Source organism: Bacillus sp. z26, from assembly GCF_058313635.1.
Genome location: NZ_JBZFQM010000005.1, coordinates 238,395 through 261,355 on the forward strand (window position 1 = coordinate 238,395; position 22,961 = coordinate 261,355).

Below are 22,961 nucleotides of genomic sequence, written 5' to 3' on the forward strand. Positions count from 1 at the left end.
TTTTCTAAAATCAATGAAAAGACTAAGATAAGGATATATGTTTTAATTAAAAGAGGAGGCGAGCAAGCAATGCCACTTATTTCAAAAATCGAACAACAAAAAAAGAATAAAAATCGTTTCAATATATATTTAAAAGAGGAAGGACAGGCAGAAAAATATGGATTCAGTGTCGACGATGACTTGCTTGTCCGCATGCAACTTTCAAAGGGCATGGAAGTCGATGAATTATCCATCATGGAAATTCAATATCGTGACCATATTCAAAAAGCTTTTCAGTCTGCCATCAATTATCTTTCTTATAGGATACGTTCAGAATATGAGGTTGTTTCTTATTTAACAGAGAAGGAATGGGAACAGGCCGTAATTGATGAAGTGATGCATAAGCTGAGGGATTATAAATATGTCAATGATGAAGAATATGCAAAAGCTTATGTGCGAACACAAATAAATGTCAGTAAAAAAGGTCCTAATGTGATTCAGACTGAATTGATTAATAAAGGGATCTCAGAAAAAGATCAACAGACCGCATTAAGTCAATATACAGATGACCTGCAGCGAAAAAATGCTGAAGAATGGGCCAGCAAGACATTAAATAAAAGTAAGGGTTCAAATAAAGAAGCGAAGCAGAAATCGATTCAATTTATTGTACGGAAAGGCTTCTCGATGAACCTTGCGAAATCGGCGACTGAAAAAATCGCTGTGGACGACAAGGATGCGGAGTGGGAGAGTCTTATAAAAATTGGCTCCAAATTCCACAGAAAATATGCTCAGCAGGAAGAACTGACCTATAATCAAAAAATGAGAATGGCCCTTTTTCGAAAGGGTTTTGATATGGATTTAATTAATCATTTCTTGAATTTGGGCAAAGAGAGAATTGACAACGGAGATTTTGAGTTAGATTGAGAGGGGAAAGGGTATGCAGGAGAAAAAATTCAGTGAGATGACAGAATATGAACTTCGACAAACTATCGCAGATTTAAATGAGAAAGCAAGAAAAGCTGAACAGTTAGGGATGGTTAATGAATTTGCCGTACATAAAAGGAGAGCTGTTATGGCAAAGGCTTATACGTTAAACTCTGCAGATTTTCCAATAGGTGAAATATACGGCATAGATGGAGCTCCGGGAGAATACTTTAAGGTTGATTATCTAAAAGGTGTGTTTGCTTGGGGGTATCGTCTTCACCAAAGTGAAGAAGAAGGACTGCCTATTTCTTTACTTTTGAAATTAAATTAAAGAGGTAAAAAGAGCTTTCTGAAATTTCCAGAAAGCTCTTTTGTGTTTATTCGGAATCTCGCTCTCCAGATGCATTCATTCGCTCCTGGGGATGAGTATTGGTACTTCCATCTGCTCTTTTTGAAGCATACTCAGACTTAGCACGTGGTTCACCATTAAATTTATTATCATGTTCATAAGGAAAGCCTTTTGCTTTGTTTCTCAAAGGATCTCACCTCTCATTTTGGAATGGGTGCTTTATTAGTATTCATAAATCGTTTCCGCCCATTCATGTAAAAGCATTCCTGATTAACCAGTGATCATATTTAATTTCTTTTGAAGTTTTTCTTCCGTAAAAACCCACCCGGTAAATGAGTTGATAATGTTTAAATTCTCATCTAAATGGACAATCGCTACAAACGGATAGCGTCCTTTGCTGCGGTAGCGTAAATCTATGAATCGAACGATATGCATCTGATCCTGATAATCCATTTCCCATCGGTATACGGGTGAAAAAGAGACAAAGGCCGCTAAGTTAACATCTTTTAATGCAGCATCTAATATAGGGCTTTCTGGCAAAGGCATCCGTTCAAAAGTATCGTAAAATTGAATTTCACGATTTTCAGCGACCCCCACATAATACTTATCAGGTGTAGTAACAGCTATTTTCCAACGATGATAACGCATAGTTGGTGAGAGTGTGATGCGTCGTGAGTTAGGTAGCTGCAAGCGTATACGAGCTTTTAAGCTTCTGGATTCAAAAATACGGGCTATATAATAGCCAACAATAATAATATAAATTATTACGAATGTCGGACCGGGATCAAAGCCGAAAGACCATAAAATAAGACCAGCGATATGAATGCCGAATATGAAAGGATCAAATGTATTAATAATCCCGAGTGCGACCCATCTGGAAGAGATAGGACTGATGGCTTGTGTTCCGTAAGCATTAAATATATCTACAAACACATGAAGAAATACCGCTAAAAAAGTCCATATCCATAGATGCAAAGTGTTTGCCTCTGGAATAAAGATGGAAATAAGTGCTGTAATTAAAATAGGCCATAGAATCACAAATGGGATGGAGTGTGTTCTCCCGCGGTGATTGCGTATATATACTGCATTATTTCTCATTTTAAGGACTGTATCAATATCAGGTGCCTGGGAGCCAAGGATCGTACCAATCATTACAGCAGTTGCTGTTGAAGTATGGAGGGCAACTTGTGGATCCAATGTGGCTAATCCGCCAAGTGCTATACCCATTACCAGATGTGTACCGGTATCCATATTGCATCCTCCTTTTTCGACTGACTTTAAAGAGATAACTAAGGTTTTTATCCAAATATTAATTACTTTTCATACCAATCATGTTGTTTTAAAATGAAGGGAATCTGTAATACCCCTTTAGTAATTACTTAATTTATTCCCTATTCCATTAATTTTTAACATAAACAGGAGGAAACGTGAAGACACTTGTTAGTTGTAATATAGAAAAATTCAGGAAAGATCTTATAGATTGGTTTATTGAGGAACAAAGACAGCTCCCATGGAGATTAAATAAAGATCCATATCGTATCTGGGTTTCAGAAATCATGCTCCAGCAAACTCGTGTGGATACCGTCATCCCTTATTTCGAACGCTTTATGGAATGGTTTCCGACACTGGAAGATTTTGCGGAGGCTGATGAAGAAAGGTACCTTAAAGCATGGGAAGGCCTTGGCTACTATTCCCGGGTTCGTAATTTGCACAGTGCCGTTAAAGAGGTAAAGGAAAATTATGGTGGAATCGTACCAAACACACCTGAAGAGATAAAAAAACTTAAAGGTGTCGGCCCATATACAGCGGGTGCCATTTTAAGTATAGCTTATGGTGTTCCGGAACCTGCAGTGGATGGAAATGTCATGAGAGTGATTTCCAGGGTATTAGAAATATATGATGATATCGCAAAGCCTGCCACCCGTAAAATATTTGAAACTGCCGTTCGTGAATTAATCGACCCGGAGCATACATCGGAATTTAACCAGGCACTGATGGAACTGGGTGCGCTTATTTGTGTTCCTGGTAAGCCTGCCTGTTTGTTATGTCCGGTTAGAGAGCATTGCCAGGCATTTGATAAAGGAATTCAACAGGAGCTTCCAGTGAAAACGAAAGCGAAAAAAACAAAACTCATCCATTTATCTGCACTTGTTATAACCGACGGAACTGGGAGAATTTTAATTAGAAAACGCCCTGAATCGGGTCTTTTAGCAGGGTTATGGGAATTCCCCAGCTATGAATCAACGGGGGATATAAAAGAGCTGAAAGAAATGGTTGCGAAACAAAATCTGGTTGAATTAGAACATTTAACTCCAATAGGCCATATCAATCATGTGTTTTCACATCTTGTTTGGGAAATTGATATATATACAGCCACTGTAAACAATCTAGAGAATTTTAAAAGCGACACACATAAAGTGGCGTATATAAAGGATGAGGATTTACAACGGTATGCTTTACCTGTATCTCACCAAAAAATTTATGAAACATATGTCTTCAATGGATAAATTGAAAAATAACCCGGACACTTGTGTGAATTAATCTCAAAATATCTTTTGAGATTAAGCACAGTGCCGGGTTAATTTTTAATCATAGGAAATTCGCGTTCCCTGTGTCCAGGTAGCCTCTTGTCTCTTCAGACCTCCCCTTTTTTCAATTTCTTCAATAATTTCTTTTTGTATCGTATGTCCTTCTACGTTTAAATAGGGCATAATTTGCTGGAATGAATGATGGTAATATTCCAGTTCATCATCCTTCCATTCCCGCTTAGGGATCATGGATAACTCTGACATATCTCTGCCTATAAACATTTCATTTCGCCTCATTTCTTAGGTCAAATATCTATATAGGTTGCCGTGCAATTGAGAAAGGCACTCCAAGAAAAAAATGGTAAAACTCTTTTGTATATGAAAACCACTGTTGGATACATTAATAGGTGTGGAGGTGATATTAATGGCTAACAACAGTTCAAAAACAAATGCAAACAAAGTGAGACAACAAAACGCTCAATCTGCAGGTCAAAGCCAAGGTCAATTTGGTTCTGAATTTGCTAGTGAAACTGATGTACAATCCGTGAAACAAGCAAACGCTAAAGCGGAGCAAAACAAAGCTAAAAACTCCGGTAACTACGGACAACAATAATGTAAAAACCCAAAAGGGGAAAAGCACTTGCCATTAGTAGGCAAGTGCTTTTTAACATGCTCGACAAAACTTCTTAGCAGGCTACAGAATAAGTCAAAGGTATTTGGGGCTTATTATAGAAATGTATTCTTATACTTATTTTGGGTGGTGTAGGGTATGAAGAGTTTTGAAGAGTTGGTTAATGAACAGATGGAAATTATGGATAAGCTATTACATATGCAAATGGAACTTGACCGTTATATGGACTTAGAGGAGGAACTGAGGATTCGAAAGAACAACGCTGATTTACTTTCTGTCCAAGATGATATAAGCGAAATGAAGAAAGAATTAGATTCAATTCAAACCATTTTTATGCAATTAACGGAAAAAGTGATTGAAAGCTACCAGTCTAAGTCGGTCTCGGAACTATAAATAGACATGAAATATAGAAAACATTTAGGGCATCTGCAAGGGTGTTCTTTTATTTTTATTCCTCCTTATATCTCTTCAATCAAAAACTCATGTTTGTAAACGACTATTCCCGGTTATAAGATTATTATTTCATATAAAAAAATGACCAAAATAGCGGATTAGGTACCATATGTTCAACTATTTACGGCTTATCTCTCTTTTCATGATGGCTCTTTGTTTTAAAATTGCAGTTGAATCGTTATAATAATAGAAGAATACGGAAAAAGGCATCTTAATTTAACGGTTAATATATTGTCATTACGAACACAGAGACGGTATATAAGTCCCTGCCCTATAGGGAGAGAAAGTAGGTAATACAACGTGCGAGTACCGAAAGAAGGAGAAGAAATTCAAATACACAGTTACAAACATAATGGGCACATACACAGGGTTTGGCAAGAGACAACCATTTTAAAGGGTACCCAATTTATCGTAATTGGTTGCAATGACCGGACTCTTGTTACCGAATCTGATGGTAGGACATGGCTGACAAGAGAGCCGGCTATTACCTACTTTCACTCACAGTACTGGTTTAATATCATCGGCATGCTGCGTGAGGATGGAATTTACTATTACTGTAATTTAAGTTCTCCATTTGTGTTCGATGGGGAAGCGGTTAAATATATCGATTACGATCTTGATATTAAGGTATACCCTGATATGACTTATAATCTTTTGGACGAAGATGAATACGAGGATCATAAATTGCAAATGGGCTATCCTAATGTCATTGACCATATTCTCAGGAGAAATGTGGAAAAGCTGATCAGTATGATTCGAGCGAAAAAGGGACCGTTTTCTCAGGAGTTCGTTCATAATTGGTATAAACGTTATTTAACAATTAAAAAATGAAAAAGAGGCCTGTCTTATTTAGGGACAGGTTTTTATGCTTGATGGGAGAGACTACTCGATGAATAGTATAAAGAGATATATGTTGTTTGTGCGGCCTTATAAGTGGCAAATCATCGGTACGATTTTAATTGGTATTGTAAAATTTGCGATTCCATTGCTGACACCCGCCTTATTGGCCTATGTAATTGATGATATTATTGGTGCCAATGCTCTGCAAAAAGAAGAGCAGTTGAGGAAGCTCTATATGATAATGGCGCTCATGTTTTTTATTTTTTTGGTAGTAAGGCCTCCGGTAGAATACTATCGCCAATATTTTGCCCAATGGACATCAAGTAAAATCTTATTTGATATCCGCGATAAAATGTTCAGTCATATACAAAAATTAAGCTTTAAGTATTACTCCAATGCGAAAGCGGGGGAAATTATCTCCAGGGTAATTAATGACGTTGAAGAAACAAAGAATTTTGTTATTACTGGCCTGATGAATGTTTGGCTTGATTTAGTAACAATTTTAATTGCCATTGGGATTATGCTTACATTTGATGTTAAATTGACCCTTGTGTCATTGCTTCTATTGCCGCTCTATGCATTTTCGATTAAATATTTCTTTGGAAAACTGAGAGAATTGACACGAGATCGATCGCAGGCGCTTGCTCAGGTACAGGGATATCTCCATGAGCGTGTGCAAGGAATGGCGGTTATTAAGAGTTTTGTGATTGAAGACCATGAGCAAAAGCAATTTAATAAAGTGAATGGGAATTTTCTAAAAAAAGCATTAACACATACTAACTGGAACGCCAAATCATTTGCAGCTGTTAATACGATTACGGATATTGCTCCTTTAATTGTTATTCTTTTTGCAGGATATCAAGTCATCAATGGGAATATGACATTAGGTACAATGGTTGCTTTTGTCGGCTATATTGACTTATTGTACGGACCTTTGCGAAGATTGATGAACTCATCCACTACACTGACCCAGTCACTTGCCTCCATGGACCGTGTGTTTGAATTTTTGGATGTTCCATATGATATTGAAGACAAACCAGAAGCACGTCCATGTAAAGATGTTCAGGGGACTATTACATTCGATCATGTATCGTTCTCCTATGGTGAGGATGAAAACATGGCACTGACTGATATTAATCTCGAAGTGAGGCGAGGAGAAACGATAGCACTTGTCGGTATGAGCGGAGGAGGGAAATCATCTCTGGTTAGTTTGATTCCAAGATTTTATGATGTGACGGACGGGCGAATTTTATTGGATGGAGTGGATATTCGAGATGTCCAGGTTCGTTCACTGCGGGATAACATTGGAATGGTGATGCAGGACAGTATATTGTTTAGTGAATCGATTCGTGAAAATATATTACTTGGAAAGCCTGAAGCGACAGAATTAGAAGTATATGAGGCTGCAAAGGCGGCAAATGCTCATGATTTTATTTGCAATTTACCGAGTGGATACGAAACCAAGGTAGGCGAGAGGGGCGTCAAGTTATCTGGAGGACAAAAGCAGCGTATATCGATTGCGCGTGTATTTCTAAAAAATCCTTCTATAATTGTTTTAGATGAGGCGACTTCTGCACTTGATTTGGAAAGTGAACACCTGATTCAGGAGGCACTTGAAAAACTCTCTCGTGATCGGACTACTTTTATCGTTGCGCACAGATTATCGACCATTACACACGCAGATCGCATCGTCATGATTGAACATGGCCGAATCGTCGAAATAGGAAAACATCAGGAATTGATAGCTAAAGAAGGGGCTTATTATAATCTGTTTCAGGTTCAACAGCTTGATGCGTAGCTGCTTAACTGAATACAGAGGATGTGGCACTTAATCATCACTGGAAAGTCATATAAAAAGGATATAGATTTTCAAAGGAGGTTTTCTTCAACATATGAGGAATACCTCCTTTTAAATTGCAGATAAAGCGCAGTTATGTGCAGTACAAAACGGATGGATTTATTATAGAAGAATAGGAGATTTATAGGAAGCGGCGTCCAGGTCGTACCTTTTTGAGTAAATTTCATAGGGATGAGGGAGTACTCAGGAAAGTATGGGTGAATGATGATGAATAAGACAAGCTGAGATTTAAAAAAGGACACCCTAAAAGCCTTTTTTTACTGACATTAGGATGTCCTTTAATGACTAATTATAATCGATCATCATCAGTGAGCTGAACCGATTTATTCTCTGATTTATGATAACAGTGAAAGCTGTTTACAAGCATTTCGAGGTGTTCCAAATAATCACCATATTCAAGTATAGAAGAGATGAGTGTAACCATATGATAGTATACGGGTGATTCTTCGTCTGTATTTAATCGGAATCCCTTCACAATATCAATTAGCAATTGTTTATTATATCTGTCAGCAGCTTCTTCAAGCATTTGTCCGGGTTTTACTTTTTCTAAAAGTGTGAGATGAATATGTTCATGTTTTCTCAACAACAAATCTAATTGATGATGGACCTGTATTTGAAAATCTTCCGGCATTTGATGGAATTCATTTTCAAAACGATGCAATCTTTTCAATATATCAAGTGCACGTTTGTTTGTTGCAATCATATACCGGTAGATGACGAGTTTCCTAGATTTAGCAACTGTATTTTTCCAGAAAGATTCACGTTCTTCTTTATACAGGGAGTACAAAGTATCAGCTTTGGCTACATTTTCTTTAATGCGTTTAATATCTTTTTTCATTCGATAATGTTCGGTTGAACTTCGAGACCCAATTCTTATCCATTGTAAGATATCATCTGTCGTAGTGCTGATCCGTTTGTACAACTTTGTTTCATACTTTGGAGGAATGAAGACAAGGTTTACGGTAAATGCGGAAAGTATCCCAATTAAAATGGCAGCGACTCTCCAAAATGCGAATTCAGTAAAATTGCCGTCCTGTTGCTCCATAATTAAGATTAATGTTACAAGTGAAATAGTCAGTTGATTTTCATTTTTAAGTTGTAAGTTGATAACAATTGTTATAATGGCAGCCAAACCTATTAATAAAGGCTCATTCCCAAATAATAATACAAATGAAATCGCAATTAGAAATCCAATTATATTTGCTTGGATTTGATCGATTAAAGTTCGGTACGAACGATAAATGGTAGGCTGAACAGCAAATACGGCTGAAATACCGGCTAATACGGGGGCTGGTACATTAAATGCTGTCGCCACATAAATGGCAATCACAATGGCTATCCCCGTTTTAAAGACTCGGGCACCAACCTTCATAAAAACTACCTCTTCCTTTATTCATAGTTGTTTACGGTCATTTTTTACTTATATCTAAAGCATGACTGTACTATACAGGGTTTTGCCTAGATGTTCAAGATATAAAGGTAAAATACTACTTTGGTCTACTTTTCCCTTTATTCGGAAAGGCATGCATCTGACCCATGGTTTCCCTTTTCTTCCCTTATCACGACTACCCATTAGAAGTAAATAAATTAGGACACTTCCAAGAAAGTGTAAAAATGAAAAGAGACCGCCCACCGTGTAGTGGAACGGACTCTTTACTTGGTTGAAGGGTAGCCACTAGGGAGGATGCACTCCCTAGTGGCACCCCTTCCTTATGCTTGTCACGTCTGGTCAAGGCCCTTCAGCTTTTTATTCAATCCAGCTCGGCTCCTAGCTCCTCGAGGTCGTAAGGATAGCCACTGCGGGAGAAAGAGCCTCCCTACGTCCTCTCCTTATGCTTGTCGGAGGCCAACAGGATGTTGGTCACAAAGACGTTGCCACAGGACGTGGCGCATTTAGTCTTTGTTCTTTGTTACAGTCGTTTCAGCTTTTTATTCAATCTAGCTTCAACGGCTAGAAGGTTTTTATTGGATCCAGCTTCAGGGCCTAGACGCTCGAGACATAAGTGTAGCTGCTGCGGGAGAGAAAGAACGCTCTCCCTGCGCACCTCCTCTTATGCTTGTCGCGTCTGGTCAAGGCCCTTCAGCTTTTTATTCAATCCAGCTTCGACTCCTAGCAGCTCGAGTCATAAGCAAATACTCTGCGGGAGAAGAGCCTTCCCTCCGAGTATTTGTCTTATGCTTGTCGCTCCTGACCAGTCGTTTCAGCTTTTTATTCAGTAGATACGGATGGGTCGGCTTGGGTTTTGACTGGGACGATTTGGATGAAGTGCTGGCTTGGGTTGTGGAGCAATTGGGCCAGTTCTTCTGCCTCCGTGTTTTGGCCATTTTCTTTCAGAATGGCTGTATAGCTCGTGAGTAGTTCAGTTATATTATTTATACCTGTTTCATTTAATTTTTCAACAGAGACGAGGGCTCCTTTTGCAATTCTGCGTTGGATCGCGTCTTTGTTTAAGCCACGTTCAGGTAAGTAACGCTGATAAATAACGCCACCTGTCATTCCTGCACAAATCCAAGGACCTGGATCTCCAAGGACAAGTCCACGACCATTTGTCATATATTCAAAGGCAAAGCCTTTAATGTTTGAATATACACCAATGTTCCCGTGTTCTTGCTCAGGTATATCCTGTTTTAAAGAACCGCCGATAATCATGTCAGCACCGGACAGGCGGATGCCTGCACGTGCATCAGCATCACCCTGGGCAATCAATAAACCTTTTTGGGCTCCGTATCCAAAGCCTTTACCAACAGAACCATTATAGTATTTTCCATCCTTACCCAATCCTTTAAGAATCGCAATTGTTCCTCCAAATGAGGTTTTACCTGTACCATCCTGGGAGCCGCCTTCGACAGTAATCGTGATTCCTTCTGTATTGTAAGCTCCCAGACCGTTTCCTGGTATAGAACCTTCATAAGTTAGATTAATAGGTTCCATTTTTGTGTAGGAACCGTCCAATCTGCCTCTTACTCGGTGGCAGGAGACGCGGCTTCCAAGAACACGCTGAATGGAATTGATATTATTATATTGTCTGGATTGTAGTAATTCATTTACGCTGGCATCGAGATATTCAGCTCCAACAGCAGCCATTTGGATGATTAATTCATCATTTGAAGCAGCAGCTTCCAGATGTGTTACCTGGCCAAGTTCAATTGGTTTAAGTAAGTAGGTTAAATCCAACATTTCTTTTCCTTTTATTTGAACTAATAAATCAGACCGACCAACTGCTTCCTGGAGATTAGTGATTCCAAGTCCAGCAGCAAGTGTTTTTAATTCATTGCCAAAGGCTGTGAATAGATTAATGATTCCCTGTACCGCTAAATCCAATTGTCTTGGAACAAATCTTCGTAAGCCATGTTCCTTCGCTTCAGCCTCAGAATCAATTTGAGTCGCAATTCCTACATGGCATGTGTCAAGGTGACAGCCCCGGCATGTCGTACATCCGATTGCTATCATCGATAACGTTCCAAAACCTACACGGTTTGCTCCTAGAAGCATAACCTTGAGCACATCTTTTGCACTTTTAAGGCCACCATCAGCCCAAAGCTCGACATTTTGTCTGAGACCGGCCTCCAGCAAGGCATTATGTGCCGCTTTAACACCAATTTCAACTGGCAAACCAACGTTTTGCAGAGCATGGATGCGAGCGGCTCCAGTACCGCCGTCAAATCCGCTAAGCGTGATGATATCGGCCCCAGCTTTTGCAATTCCTACTGCAATTGTACCTATGTTTGGAACGACAGGTACTTTAACAGCTACTTTTGCTTGGTCATTGGCTGTTTTTAACTCATGGATCATTTGGGCTAAATCTTCAATTGAATAGATATCATGATTGTTTGATGGGGAAATCAAATCTGATCCAATCGTTGCATTACGTGCTTCAGCAATTTTTGACGTTACTTTAGAACCCGGCAAGTGACCGCCTTCACCAGGTTTAGCTCCCTGGCCGATTTTGATTTCAAGTAAATTGGAGGAATTCAGTAATTCCGCATTTACACCAAAACGACCTGAGGCGATTTGCTGACCGCGCGTGCGAGGGTATTTGCCAAGCATATCTTTAATTTCTCCGCCTTCACCATTCATACTAATCATATTAAGGCGATCAGCACCCTCAGCATATGCGCGAAAAGCTGTTTCGTTTTGTGAGCCGAAAGACATCGAGGCAATCACGAATGGCAGACTGTGATCGCCAACTCCGATATCCACAGTTCCCGGATCGACTGTATGATCGGCTTCCTTGAAATCTGTTAAATGACGGATAGTTGTTGGATTTTGTTCTTCTTGTTCGGAAATCTTTTCACCGTAGGCCTGGTAATCTCCTGTTGAAGCCACCTCACCAATTGCTTTCCAGATTCGGGGAAACAGATGGAAGGTCTTGCCGACACGTTCTTTATCATTGGAATAGTCATATGCACGCTGTTTTGCATCTTCCTTTAATTGATTGAATTGATAGATTAACTGGTCGGACCCAAAAAAGTTGACAATTTTGAGTGTTTCTGCAATTTCTTCATGCAATCCGATAGAGGAGAATAAACGTCCATATCCACGAAGTTCATGAATGCCAAGGGTAGAGATTACTTTTTCTAATCCTTTAGATAAAGAGTGATATAGGTTGATAACTGGTCTAGACTGCTCATCAGAAACGGTACGGAACATATAATATGGGTTAATCAAGTTGGCTCCCAAACCGTAAATAATCACAATATCATGCAGGTTGCGAATCGCTGCAGACCGTATTAATATGGAGCACTCTCTGCGTTTTTCGGCTTCTACTAAAACTTTATCGACTGCCGCCACAACAAGTGCAGGATCGAGCCATAAATGTCCTTCTTTATGAGCCAATTCATCATCCAGGCAAAGAAGTGCACAACCTTCTGAAACAATGCTGAGGGCCTGTTGACTGATTCGATCCAGAGCTTCCCTAATCGTTTCATCCTCTGCAAAGGTCATGGAAATTGTTTGTAATTCCTGAGTATCCGTAAATAATTGGTGTATTTGTTCATAAGAAGGTTGTTTTACAAATTGTGCACAAATCTGTCCAGCTTTTCCTTCAGCTAAAAGAGGTGTCAATAACTCAATCACTGTGCTTACGGTTGGTTTATCTGTAAACAGCGAAGGGCGTTTGCCGATAACAGTACGGGTAGAAAAGTGTTCCATTTCCCGGTCGCGGTCAATGGCTGGGTTTGTAACAACCGCTACACTTTCTTTAATAAAGTCTGCAATATTTTTACGATCTGGATTGAGCGCTGCCAGCGGAGCATCGTGTCCAAGTGAACGGATTGGCTCAGCCCCTTTTTCAGCCATTTGTTCAATGAGCTGAATATGGTCACGTTCCCATCCGAATGCCTTATATTGTCCGTTTTGGATTTTAGCATCATCCTGTGCAATGATTCCTTCTTTTATATCAGGCGGTGTTAAGCGTATACGAGTTTCCTTAAAGTTAAGTCTATTGCTAAATCGTTTATAAACTTCTTCCTGGTAAGCAGTATATTCATATAATTCTATCGAATCACCATTCCACTTCAATCCAACCTTTTCTCCCGGTCCAATTGGTTTGGGGTCGGCTACATATTCTGTTGTTGAAATGACACCTGGTTCAGAGCCAAACAGATAAGACGTTGAGGTCTCCATCATCCATAATGGACGCAGTCCAAGTGAATCTACAGAGAAAGCAGCTTCATCACCATGGCGGGAAATAATACCTGCCGGACCTTGTGCAAAATGACCCCAGCTTTCACGTAAATATGTATACAAATCCTGAAGGTGATACGGATATTCCTTTATTTCATTAATGATGGGAGGGAAGATGATATCAAGCGCTTCAAATAAAGAATATCCTTCCCGATAAATGAATGTTTCTATTGTGCGGCTTAAATCCTGTGAATCACTGCCGCCATTTATTAATGGTACACCAACCATGGATGCTTCATCGCGCAATTTGGCGATTGTATTGATTTCACCATTATGACCAAGGACACTGAACGGTTGAACGCGAAAGAAACTGGATAGTGTGTTTGTACAGTAGCGATTATGGCCAAGTGTCATTGTAGAAGCGACTAATGGACTTGCAAGATCTGGATAATATTTTGGTAAAATATCTCCAGCGCCCATCACTTTATAGATTGTATGGTATTGACTGAGCGAAGATACATGGATGTGGATGTTTTTCTCGATAGTTATCGTCAATTTAAATAACAAAGCTGATAATGCAGGTTGGCTTAAACCTTCATTTGCTATAAAGGCAATTTGCAGAAAAACAGGGTTCTCCTGTAAAGCTATTGGACCCAATGCATCAGTAGAATAAGCATCATCCGATACATAGATTGCTTTTAAATCTTTTTCATTTGCCAGGTTGATTATTTCCTCAATCGTTTGTTGTTTCTCAGCCTCGCGTTTAATAAAAAAGTGGCCCACTACAAAATGAGTATGATCTGCCAAAGCAGCATCCGCACCTGAGTTTCTTAGCTTTTCTTTCCATAAAAGACGGGGGATATCTATGTGAATACCAACACCATCACCTTCACCGTTTATAAAACCGGCCCGATGGTTCATGGTAACCAGGGCATCGATACATGCAAAAATATTATCTCGGGTAGGTATTCTTTTCTTTTCAATACATGCGATTATTCCGCAAGCATCATGTTCAGATTCACGGTAATTCATAAAGGTGCTAGGATTCCATTTTGGGTTCATATATTAGGCAACTATAAGCTTGCGCCTATTCGATGCCGGTTCACCTCCTGCTTTAACTTGTAGTTTTTTTTAGATTACTTTGGAAAACAATACGGGGAAGGAAATGCGTTTTTTGAGGGTAATAAATAATCAGACTAGTATGATTTATATTATCATTAGAATTTTCAGAAATCAATGAAATATACATTTTAGTTTCACACAAAAATAAACAGAATTTGGTTATTAAAATTGAATTATTGTAATGTAAACGTTTTCAATATAAACAAATAATCAATCCTGCCATTAATAGCAGAATTGATTATTTGTATAAAAATTCAAAAGAATGTATTTATAATAGTTTAAAGGCGTGATTCACTGCCTTGATCGTAGTTTCTATATCAGCTTCTGTATGAGCAGTTGTTAAGAACCAGGCTTCATATTTTGAGGGGGCCAAATTGATTCCCTGTTTAAGCATTAGCTTAAAGAATCGGCCGAATATTTCACCATTTGTAGCTTCGGCCTGAGCATAGTTAATGATCTCATCAGTGGAATCAGTAAAATAAACCGTCAATGCACCTTTCAATCGATTTACTTTGATAGAGACATTATGTTCATTAGCTGCATGAAGGATTCCTTGCTCTAGTATCGCACCAAGATGGTCAAGCTGTTCATATACACCATCTTCTTTTAATACTTCAAGGCATGCCATTCCAGCTATCATAGATGCCGGATTACCAGCCATAGTACCTGCTTGATAGGCTGGTCCAAGGGGAGCGACTGTTTCCATAATTTCTTTTTTACCGCCATAAGCGCCAATCGGCAACCCGCCGCCGATAATTTTTCCAAGGGCAGTCATATCAGGTTCTACACCCAGAAGGTTTTGTGCACCGCCGTACATAAAACGGAAAGCGGTAATCACCTCATCATAAATAACAAGTGCTCCTGCTGCATGAGTAATGTCATTAACAGCTTCTAGAAAACCAGGTTTTGGCTCAACAATCCCAAAGTTACCGACAATTGGTTCAATCAAAACAGCAGCAATCTCATTTCCCCACTTATCGATTGCTTCCTTATAAGCATCTATATCATTGAAAGGAACAGTAATAACTTCCCGTGCGATACTTTGTGGTACACCAGCGGAATCAGGGGTTCCAAGTGTAGAAGGGCCAGATCCGGCAGCAACTAAAACAAGGTCAGAGTGTCCGTGATAACAGCCGGCGAATTTAATGATTTTATCTCGGCCTGTATAGGCTCTTGCTACGCGAATCGTTGTCATAACTGATTCAGTTCCTGAATTTGTAAATCGAATCTTATCCATTGAAGGGATAGCCTCTTTAAGTATCTTTGCAAATTTAACTTCAAAAGGAGTTGGCGTCCCATAAAGGATGCCATTTTCAGCTGCCTTTGTAATAGCTTCGGTGATATGTGGATGAGCATGTCCAGTAATAATAGGTCCATAAGCAGCAAGATAATCAATATATTGATTGCCGTCTACATCCCAAAAATACGCGCCTTTTGCTCTTTCCATGGCTACTGGTGATCCGCCTCCCACAGCCTTATAAGATCTGGATGGTGAGTTGACACCGCCAACGATGTGTTGCAAAGCTTCACTATGTAATTTTTCGGATTGAGCGTGATTCATCTATTTATCCCCCTTTATATATAACCATTTTATTGTAGCACTGGATTTCTTTGCTTGTACATCATGATCCTTCTAATCCAATTGATCCACATACAAGCAATCATAGGTATGCCTAAACAAGCGTATATATTACAAATGTTGTTCATGATAAAAAGGGGTGTTACCGTTGTTTTATATCATTTTTTCTGCAGTCATAATCACGTTACTGATGAGCTTAAAAGGATTATTGATGCCATCCGATCCAACGAGGGCCGAACGAATTTCGCTTGATTATCTTTATTGGATTATTACGGTGTATTTCACTTTTTTAATAGGATTTGGACTATTGTATGTTCTGCTGGAAATGAAATTTGGAACGGTTATTCATCTGAACGGTTTACCTATTGTGGGAGGGTTCTTTACGAAACTTGCTTCTTCTTTCTATTTCAGCACGATGACACTCCTCTCTGTTGGGTACGGAGATATGGTACCTGTAGGGTTTGGCAGATGGATCGCATCCATGGAAGCTTTAATTGGATATGCTTTGCCAGCTGCCTTTGTCTTAAGAACCGCTATAGATTTAGATCATGCAAAAAAAGACCGAAATTAGGTATAGTTATAATAGAACGATTGGTTTCTAAATTTTTAACAAACTGGGGAGTGAACTTTATGAGTAATTTAGTTGGTAACAAGTCACCGGAATTTAAGCTGCAGGGAAGTAATGGGCAAGAGGTTACATTGGCTGATTTTAAGGGGAAAAATGTGGTCTTATATTTTTATCCCAAAGATATGACACCGGGCTGCACGACTGAAGCCTGTGATTTCAGAGAAAGTCATGCTTCATTTGCAGAATTGGATACGATTATCGTTGGAGTTAGTCCAGATCCGGTGGACAAGCATGAGAAATTCAAAACGAAGCATAACCTTCCATTTTTATTGTTGTCAGATACTGATCATACATTATCTAAAGCATATGGGGTATGGGTATTGAAAAAGAATTTTGGAAATGAATATATGGGAACAGAACGATCTACATTCGTCATCGATAAAGAGGGTAAAGTGGTAAAAGAGTGGCGTAAGGTAAAGGTGAAAGGGCACGTGGAAGAGGCCTTAACCTTTATTAAGAATGAATTATCATAACTAAACGTACGTGCAGGCATTTATATGCCTGTTTTTTTAAAACCAAAGGTTAGTAAAGGAATAATGTATATATATTAATAGGTATTAATAAATTGAGGCAGGGGAGGTCAAGTATGAGAGATCCGCGAATGAAAAAATTAGCAAGACAACTTCTTACTCATTCAGTTCGATTGAAGAAAGGTGAAAAAGTATTGATAGAAGGCCACTATATTACCAAACCGCTGTTAATTGAATTAGTCAATCAAGCTTACGAACTCGGAGCCTTTCCATTTGTTGAAATGATGGATGATGAAATCCATAAACATGTGGCGAAAGGATATAGTCGAGATCAGCTCGAAATCATGGCTAATTGGGACTTGAAGAAATTTGAAGACATGGATGCTGTCATCATTGCAATCGGAGAAGAGAATGATGCGGAATTTACTGAGATTCCATCAGAAAAGTTTCAGCTTAGTGGAGAAGTAATGAAGCCAGTCGTGGATTATTATATTAATAATTGTCGTTGGGTATTATTGAACTATCCGACTAAATCACTTGCTCAAAAAGCGGGGATGAGTACAAGTCAATTCGAAGATTTTCTGCTCAATGTTTGTACAATAGATTATGCGAAAATGCAGAAGGCAATGAAACCATTAAAGCTTTTAATGGAACAAACGGATGAAGTACGGATTGTTTCACCAGGAACAGATCTTTCTTTTTCTATCAAAGGAATTCCTGCAGTGATGTGTTTTGGGGAAAGAAATATACCGGATGGAGAAGTATATACAGCGCCTGTTAAACATAGTGTGAATGGAATCATTACCTATAATACGCCTTGCCCGTATCAAGGGACTACATTCAGGGATGTCCGTTTGACGTTTAAAGATGGAAAAATAATCGAAGCCAGAGCGGACCAAGAGGAAAAACTCAATAAAATATTTGATATCGACGAGGGTGCCCGTTATATTGGTGAATTTGCACTGGGGGTCAACCCGTTAATAAAAAAACCGATGGGAGATATTTTGTTTGATGAGAAAATTTGCGGAAGCCTTCACCTCACCCCTGGTTTAGCCTATAAAACTGCCGACAACGGGAATGTATCTTCTATCCATTGGGATATGGTGCTTATCCAACGACCAGAATTTGGTGGCGGAGAAATCTATTTCGATGGTCAATTAATCAGGAAGGATGGACTCTTTATACACCCTGAGTTAAAAGGGTTAAATCCAGATTCACTTTTAGAACAATAACCGTCTATTTTTATAAATTATGAAAAAAGACCAAGCACAACAAGCTTTAATGCATAAGATAAAATCAAGTAATACCTCCTCATGCAACAATTGAAGGATAGCCGGATGAACTGGCTGTCCCTTTTTTGTAGGTCACAAAACAGGATATACGCAAAGACACTGCGGGGGAGACCCGTCCCCTACGTGCTTTCGTCTTATGCTCCTCGCTCCTAATCAAGGCCTTTCAGCTTTTTAGTTAATCTAGCTTCAACTCCTAGTCCCTCGAGTCATAAGGGATAGCCACTGCGGGAGAAAATCACTCCCTACATGTCTCTCCCTTATGCTTGTCGGACCTGGGCAGTCGTTTCAGCTTTTTATTCAATCCAGCTTCAACGGCTAGAAGTTCAGGACATAAGCATGGCCTCTACAGGAGGAAAGAGCGCCTCCTTCCGAGCCCCTGTCTTATGCTCCTCACTTCTGAACAAGCCGTTTCAGCTTTTTATGCAATCCAGCTTCAACGGCTAGAAGTTCAGGACATAAGCATGGTCTCTGCAGGAGGAAAGAACACCTCCTTCCAAGCCCCTGCCTTATGCTCCTCACTTCTGGGCAAGCCGTTTCAGCTTTTTCTGTAATCCAGCTTCAGGGCCTAGGAGTTCGGGACATAAGCAAAGCCACTGCGGGGGAGACCCGTCCCCTACGTGCCTTCGTCTTATGCTCCTCGCTCCTAACTAAGGCCCTTCAGCTTTTTCTTTTGGGAAAAGATGTTATTATGTTAGATAGGTAAAGGGGGTTTTTTGGGTGAAGATTGTTTCTACAATTTATCCTCCGGTGGAGATTCGGGAGCGTTTGATTGAATCATACAAGGGATATGAATTTCATTTTTGTAAAGGTATGAAGAATGCAGGCTCTTTTATTGATGAAATGGATGTTCTCATTACATATGGAGAAGATCTTGATGAAGAATTAATAAATCAGGCCTCGAGTTTGAAATGGATCAGCGTTATGTCAGCTGGGGTAGATAAATTGCCTTCTGATACAATTATGGAAAAGAATATACTGGTTACAAATGCAAGAGGGATTCATGCAATTCCGATGGCAGAGTATGTTATAGGGATGATGCTTTCTTATATAAAGCAATTACCGACAATGGCAATAAATAAAAATAAAAGTACATGGGATAAGAAGCTTCCTTTTGGTGAGCTATATGAGAAAAATCTGCTCGTATTGGGCACTGGTGCAATTGGGAGTGAAATAGCTAGATTAGGAAAATCATTCCGAATGAATACTATTGGAATGAATCGTAGTGGTAGTTCGCCCAGTTCGTATTTTGATGATATTGTGACAATGGCTCAAATCGAGAATACCCTCCCGGATGCGGATTTCATTGTATCTGTCCTACCGAGTACATCAGAAACTACGGACCTTTTAGAATACAAACATTTTGAATTGATGAAAAACGAGGCCATGTTTATCAATATAGGTCGTGGAGATTTAATGAAAGAAGAGACGATTCATGGGGTGTTAAAAAATCAGGTTATCGGCCATATGGTACTTGATGTTTTTCCTGATGAGCCCTTGAATGAAAATAGTAAGCTGTGGTCATATTCAAATCTTACTATTACACCACATATTTCTAGTATTTCGAGTAAATACTTACCTCGTGCATTTGCTATATTTGAGGAGAACTTTCAGCGGTTTATTACTCATAAGGAAGATGGTTATGTGAATAAAATTGATATAAGGAAGGGGTATTAGGATGAAAATTTATACGAAAACAGGAGACAAGGGCCAGACATCTCTGGTTTATGGAACGCGGGTATCCAAAACCGATCAAAGAGTAGAAGCGTATGGAACCTGTGATGAAGGGAATTCTATGATTGGACTGGGAATCAGCTATTTAAATGAGGTGGATTTCTCGGGCAAAGAAAAACTGTTACAAGAGTTTCATAAGATCCAAACTGATCTATTTCATGTTGGGGCAGAATTAGCCACTCCGTACGGAAAAAAAGTTGGTTGGGTTCTAAAGGCAGAGTCGATTGATGAAATGGAAGCCTATATTGATGAATTGAATGAGGAATTACCTCCATTCACAAATTTTATACTCCCAGGTGGCCATCCAGCTGGAGCGGCATTCCATGTAGCGAGAACAGTGATACGCAGAGCGGAAAGAAATACAGTTGGTCTTGGAGAGGAGGTAAATCCTTTAGTTTTAAAATATTTGAATAGGTTATCCGATCTTTTGTTTATCATTGCCAGATACGTAAACTATAAATTAGGGAAAATTGAACCAACTTTACATAATTCTTAAGTTAAAGGGTTTCCAACACCTTGATATAATATATTTGTGTGAAATGCTGGAAATATTGACAACTCAACAGATCATAAAGTAAACTTATTATAACAATTATAAAGTGAGAATAGATAAAAAAGGAGTGCATGACGGTGTCTCAACCACAACTTAAAGAAGCGTTAGATACTTTGAAACAAACTGGTGTCCGCATGACTCCGCAACGTCATGCCATACTCGAGTATATAATAACTGCTCATGCGCATCCAACAGCTGATGATATATACAAAGCGTTGGAAGGCAAATTCCCTAATATGAGCGTAGCTACAGTGTATAATAATTTGCGTGTATTTAAAGAGGTTGGCTTAGTGAAAGAGTTGACGTACGGAGACTCATCCAGTCGATTTGATTTTGTATCATCAGATCACTATCATATTATATGTGAAAAGTGTGGAAAAATAGTTGATTTTCATTATCCGGGTCTTGATGAAGTAGAACATCTTGCGTCGCATGTTGCAGGTTTCAAAGTAACGCATCACCGTATGGAGATTTATGGTGATTGTCCAGACTGTTCTGCTAAAGAAGTTCATTGAAACAGACAAAATAAACTATTGATAATGGATAAATAAAAGAAAAAGCTGGCTCATAACCAGCTTTTTCTTTTATTTATTATTTAACTTTCTCTTATTGTAATCTTCGTTGAATTCTTTTCCTTCCAAGTCTTTATCAAGTGTTAATGGTTCTTTACAGTACATGCACATATCCACTCTGCCCAATATTTTCGTATATTTATTGCAATTTGGACAAACAACCTGTACAGCTTTTGTCGACAGCATTCCTATCCAGAAATATACAACCATACTAGCAATAATAGACAATAGACCGAGTACCATAAAAATAGTCATTACAAGCGGTGAGCTTCTAAAGAAAATCCCCGCGTACATTATAATAAAACCTATAAAGATCAAGCTTAATGCAAATGTTCGTATTTTATTAATTTTACTTGAGTATTTTGCCACCGTGTATCCCCCTTTTATCTTCTATAATATACCATATTATCCAGTGGATTTAATAACAATAGATATCAAAATAGTGGCAGGAGTCTGTCGAATATTGTTGAATAGATAATGAGAGTGAATAAATTGTGGAGGAATAGACAATGGAAGATATTCTAAGACCCATTTATCAAGAAAGAGCCAGCAATCCTGATACAAAAGGAGTGTTGTTAATTGAGAAAAACTCACCGGAAAGTCCAATTACAGATACATTTGATTTCATTCTGTTAATCATTACAGATAATAAGGATAAGCAGCCGGTCTATATTAAACATTATGCATATGAAGATAGAAAAGCGGCACTCCACCTCGTAACAGAGGAAAAGTTAAATGAGTGGAGGCTATTGGGGAATAATAAAAAAATTATCGATTGGATATATAATGGAAAGATCCTGTTTGATCGAAATGATTATCTGATATCATTAAAAAGAGAATTAAATGAATTTCCGTTCTACGGAAGAAAGATAAAAAAGGGGATAGAATTTGCAAAACTGATAAGAAGTTATATGGATGGGAAAGAACTGTTTGATCAAGGCAATTCTTTAGATGCGTATAATCAAATTATCCATGCACTACACCACCTTGCAAGATTAGAAATCATTGAAAAAGGATTTCATCCTGAAGTAACCGTATGGAATCAGGTTAAACAATTAGGTCCCGATATTTATAAATTATATGAAGAGTTGGTTTATAGTGAAGAAAGTCTTAAACAAAGACTGGAGCTTCTTTTCCTAGTCAGTGATTTTTTAATTCATACAAGAACAGAATCTGGGTCTGGGCATATATTAGAAATTATAGGTGAAAGAGAAGAACAGTATTGGTCATTCGATGAGTTGTATTCTCATAAAGAATTGCGTTATTACGGAGAAGATTTGAGGATATTAATTGAGTACTTGATTGATCGGGGCTATATTGATGTTGTATTGGAAAACACTAAGGGAGCCAAGCTTTATCACAGGTATTATAAAATTTCTAAAGAAATTTAAAAAATTATATTGACCAAATGATTGAGGGGTGATATATTAATAAACGTCGCCGCTGCGGTAAATATTTCGAAGCGAGACGGCAGTGAAAAACTTCACAAAAAATGTTGACTTACTAGTTCAACAGTGGTATGATAAGAAAGTCGCTCTTTTGCGAATGACTTTTATAATGTTAGTGAATTACATTAAAAGAAATGCTTGACAACAAAAAGTTATCTTGATATAATGTAAAAGTCGCTAACACGACCGATTGTTCTTTGAAAACTAAACAAAACGAAACGCCAAGCAAGTCTAAAAACAAGAGATTTTTTAAATCTCGTCAATTTGCTTTAAAAATTTAGCTAGATCAAACATCTTTCGGAGAGTTTGATCCTGGCTCAGGACGAACGCTGGCGGCGTGCCTAATACATGCAAGTCGAGCGAATCAAAGGGAGCTTG

21 protein-coding genes and 1 rRNA gene are annotated in these 22,961 nt (G+C 38.7%); 15 read left to right on the forward strand and 7 right to left on the reverse strand.

Annotated features, from left to right (window positions below):
- The first annotated feature begins 69 nt into the window (after positions 1 to 69).
- Together recX and AC4G3K_RS15610 are read left to right on the forward strand one after the other, a co-directional pair.
- A complete protein-coding gene (gene recX / locus AC4G3K_RS15605) occupies positions 70 to 903 on the forward strand; it encodes a recombination regulator RecX (protein ID WP_491077943.1) in 834 nt (277 codons plus the stop codon).
- Positions 904 to 916: 13 nt separating this feature from the next.
- Positions 917 to 1,234, forward strand: coding sequence for a YfhH family protein (locus AC4G3K_RS15610; protein WP_491077944.1), 318 nt, complete (start codon positions 917 to 919; stop codon positions 1,232 to 1,234).
- A gap of 46 nt (positions 1,235 to 1,280) precedes the next feature.
- Here AC4G3K_RS15610 and AC4G3K_RS15615 read toward each other — a convergent pair whose 3' ends face one another.
- Together AC4G3K_RS15615 and AC4G3K_RS15620 are read right to left on the reverse strand one after the other, a co-directional pair.
- Positions 1,281 to 1,439 carry a small, acid-soluble spore protein K gene (locus tag AC4G3K_RS15615; protein ID WP_491077945.1) on the reverse strand — a complete coding sequence of 53 codons (159 nt, stop codon included), beginning with the start codon at positions 1,437 to 1,439 and terminating at the stop codon, positions 1,281 to 1,283.
- Between the two features lie 83 nt (positions 1,440 to 1,522).
- Positions 1,523 to 2,503 carry a metal-dependent hydrolase gene (locus tag AC4G3K_RS15620; protein ID WP_491077946.1) on the reverse strand — a complete coding sequence of 327 codons (981 nt, stop codon included), beginning with the start codon at positions 2,501 to 2,503 and terminating at the stop codon, positions 1,523 to 1,525.
- A 176-nt stretch (positions 2,504 to 2,679) separates the two neighbouring features.
- On the opposite strand from AC4G3K_RS15620, the gene mutY reads away from it, so the two are divergent.
- Complete coding sequence (gene mutY, locus AC4G3K_RS15625) at positions 2,680 to 3,759, forward strand: A/G-specific adenine glycosylase (protein WP_491133873.1); 1,080 nt, start codon at positions 2,680 to 2,682, stop codon at positions 3,757 to 3,759.
- 78 nt (positions 3,760 to 3,837) lie between these two features.
- Here mutY and yfhS read toward each other — a convergent pair whose 3' ends face one another.
- The gene (gene yfhS, locus AC4G3K_RS15630) at positions 3,838 to 4,062 is read right to left on the reverse strand and encodes a mother cell protein YfhS (protein WP_491077948.1); all 225 of its coding nucleotides are present in this window, start codon (positions 4,060 to 4,062) and stop codon (positions 3,838 to 3,840) included.
- Positions 4,063 to 4,204: 142 nt separating this feature from the next.
- Here yfhS and AC4G3K_RS15635 point away from each other — a divergent pair, with 142 nt between their 5' ends.
- From AC4G3K_RS15635 to AC4G3K_RS15650, 4 genes are all read left to right on the forward strand, one after another.
- Positions 4,205 to 4,393, forward strand: a complete 189-nt coding sequence (locus tag AC4G3K_RS15635) for a gamma-type small acid-soluble spore protein (RefSeq protein ID WP_491077949.1) — start codon at positions 4,205 to 4,207, stop codon at positions 4,391 to 4,393.
- A gap of 156 nt (positions 4,394 to 4,549) precedes the next feature.
- On the forward strand, positions 4,550 to 4,804 hold the full coding sequence (locus AC4G3K_RS15640) for a YgaB family protein (protein ID WP_491133874.1): 255 nt from the start codon (positions 4,550 to 4,552) through the stop codon (positions 4,802 to 4,804).
- A gap of 360 nt (positions 4,805 to 5,164) precedes the next feature.
- A complete protein-coding gene (ntdP, locus tag AC4G3K_RS15645; protein ID WP_491077951.1) occupies positions 5,165 to 5,695 on the forward strand; it encodes a nucleoside tri-diphosphate phosphatase in 531 nt (176 codons plus the stop codon).
- A 58-nt stretch (positions 5,696 to 5,753) separates the two neighbouring features.
- Positions 5,754 to 7,502 carry an ABC transporter ATP-binding protein gene (locus AC4G3K_RS15650; protein WP_491133875.1) on the forward strand — a complete coding sequence of 583 codons (1,749 nt, stop codon included), beginning with the start codon at positions 5,754 to 5,756 and terminating at the stop codon, positions 7,500 to 7,502.
- Positions 7,503 to 7,851: 349 nt separating this feature from the next.
- Here AC4G3K_RS15650 and AC4G3K_RS15655 read toward each other — a convergent pair whose 3' ends face one another.
- From AC4G3K_RS15655 to AC4G3K_RS15665, 3 genes are all read right to left on the reverse strand, one after another.
- Entirely contained in the window at positions 7,852 to 8,934 is a 1,083-nt protein-coding gene (locus AC4G3K_RS15655) for an FUSC family protein (RefSeq protein ID WP_491077953.1), read from the reverse strand.
- 837 nt (positions 8,935 to 9,771) lie between these two features.
- A complete protein-coding gene (locus AC4G3K_RS15660; RefSeq protein ID WP_491133876.1) occupies positions 9,772 to 14,250 on the reverse strand; it encodes a glutamate synthase-related protein in 4,479 nt (1,492 codons plus the stop codon).
- Positions 14,251 to 14,578: 328 nt separating this feature from the next.
- Entirely contained in the window at positions 14,579 to 15,871 is a 1,293-nt protein-coding gene (locus tag AC4G3K_RS15665; RefSeq protein ID WP_491133877.1) for a glutamate-1-semialdehyde 2,1-aminomutase, read from the reverse strand.
- A 166-nt stretch (positions 15,872 to 16,037) separates the two neighbouring features.
- On the opposite strand from AC4G3K_RS15665, the gene AC4G3K_RS15670 reads away from it, so the two are divergent.
- The 6 genes from AC4G3K_RS15670 to perR all read left to right on the forward strand — a co-directional run bounded on the left by AC4G3K_RS15670 (position 16,038) and on the right by perR (position 21,078).
- Positions 16,038 to 16,460 carry an ion channel gene (locus AC4G3K_RS15670; protein WP_491077956.1) on the forward strand — a complete coding sequence of 141 codons (423 nt, stop codon included), beginning with the start codon at positions 16,038 to 16,040 and terminating at the stop codon, positions 16,458 to 16,460.
- Between the two features lie 59 nt (positions 16,461 to 16,519).
- A complete protein-coding gene (gene bcp / locus AC4G3K_RS15675; RefSeq protein WP_491077957.1) occupies positions 16,520 to 16,990 on the forward strand; it encodes a thioredoxin-dependent thiol peroxidase in 471 nt (156 codons plus the stop codon).
- Between the two features lie 113 nt (positions 16,991 to 17,103).
- A complete protein-coding gene (locus AC4G3K_RS15680) occupies positions 17,104 to 18,219 on the forward strand; it encodes an aminopeptidase (RefSeq protein ID WP_491133878.1) in 1,116 nt (371 codons plus the stop codon).
- 777 nt (positions 18,220 to 18,996) lie between these two features.
- On the forward strand, positions 18,997 to 19,953 hold the full coding sequence (locus AC4G3K_RS15685; RefSeq protein WP_491133879.1) for a D-2-hydroxyacid dehydrogenase: 957 nt from the start codon (positions 18,997 to 18,999) through the stop codon (positions 19,951 to 19,953).
- Between the two features lies 1 nt (position 19,954).
- Positions 19,955 to 20,506: a cob(I)yrinic acid a,c-diamide adenosyltransferase gene (locus tag AC4G3K_RS15690; protein WP_491133880.1), complete on the forward strand. Its 552-nt coding sequence runs from the start codon at positions 19,955 to 19,957 to the stop codon at positions 20,504 to 20,506.
- A gap of 128 nt (positions 20,507 to 20,634) precedes the next feature.
- On the forward strand, positions 20,635 to 21,078 hold the full coding sequence (gene perR, locus AC4G3K_RS15695; protein WP_491077961.1) for a peroxide-responsive transcriptional repressor PerR: 444 nt from the start codon (positions 20,635 to 20,637) through the stop codon (positions 21,076 to 21,078).
- A gap of 69 nt (positions 21,079 to 21,147) precedes the next feature.
- Here the strand turns inward: perR and AC4G3K_RS15700 are convergent, their stop codons facing one another.
- On the reverse strand, positions 21,148 to 21,504 hold the full coding sequence (locus AC4G3K_RS15700) for a YgzB family protein (RefSeq protein ID WP_491133881.1): 357 nt from the start codon (positions 21,502 to 21,504) through the stop codon (positions 21,148 to 21,150).
- 140 nt (positions 21,505 to 21,644) lie between these two features.
- Here AC4G3K_RS15700 and AC4G3K_RS15705 point away from each other — a divergent pair, with 140 nt between their 5' ends.
- Together AC4G3K_RS15705 and AC4G3K_RS15710 are read left to right on the forward strand one after the other, a co-directional pair.
- The gene (locus tag AC4G3K_RS15705; RefSeq protein WP_491133882.1) at positions 21,645 to 22,526 is read left to right on the forward strand and encodes a nucleotidyltransferase-like protein; all 882 of its coding nucleotides are present in this window, start codon (positions 21,645 to 21,647) and stop codon (positions 22,524 to 22,526) included.
- 351 nt (positions 22,527 to 22,877) lie between these two features.
- Positions 22,878 to 22,961, forward strand: a 16S ribosomal RNA gene (locus AC4G3K_RS15710); the annotation flags it as partial.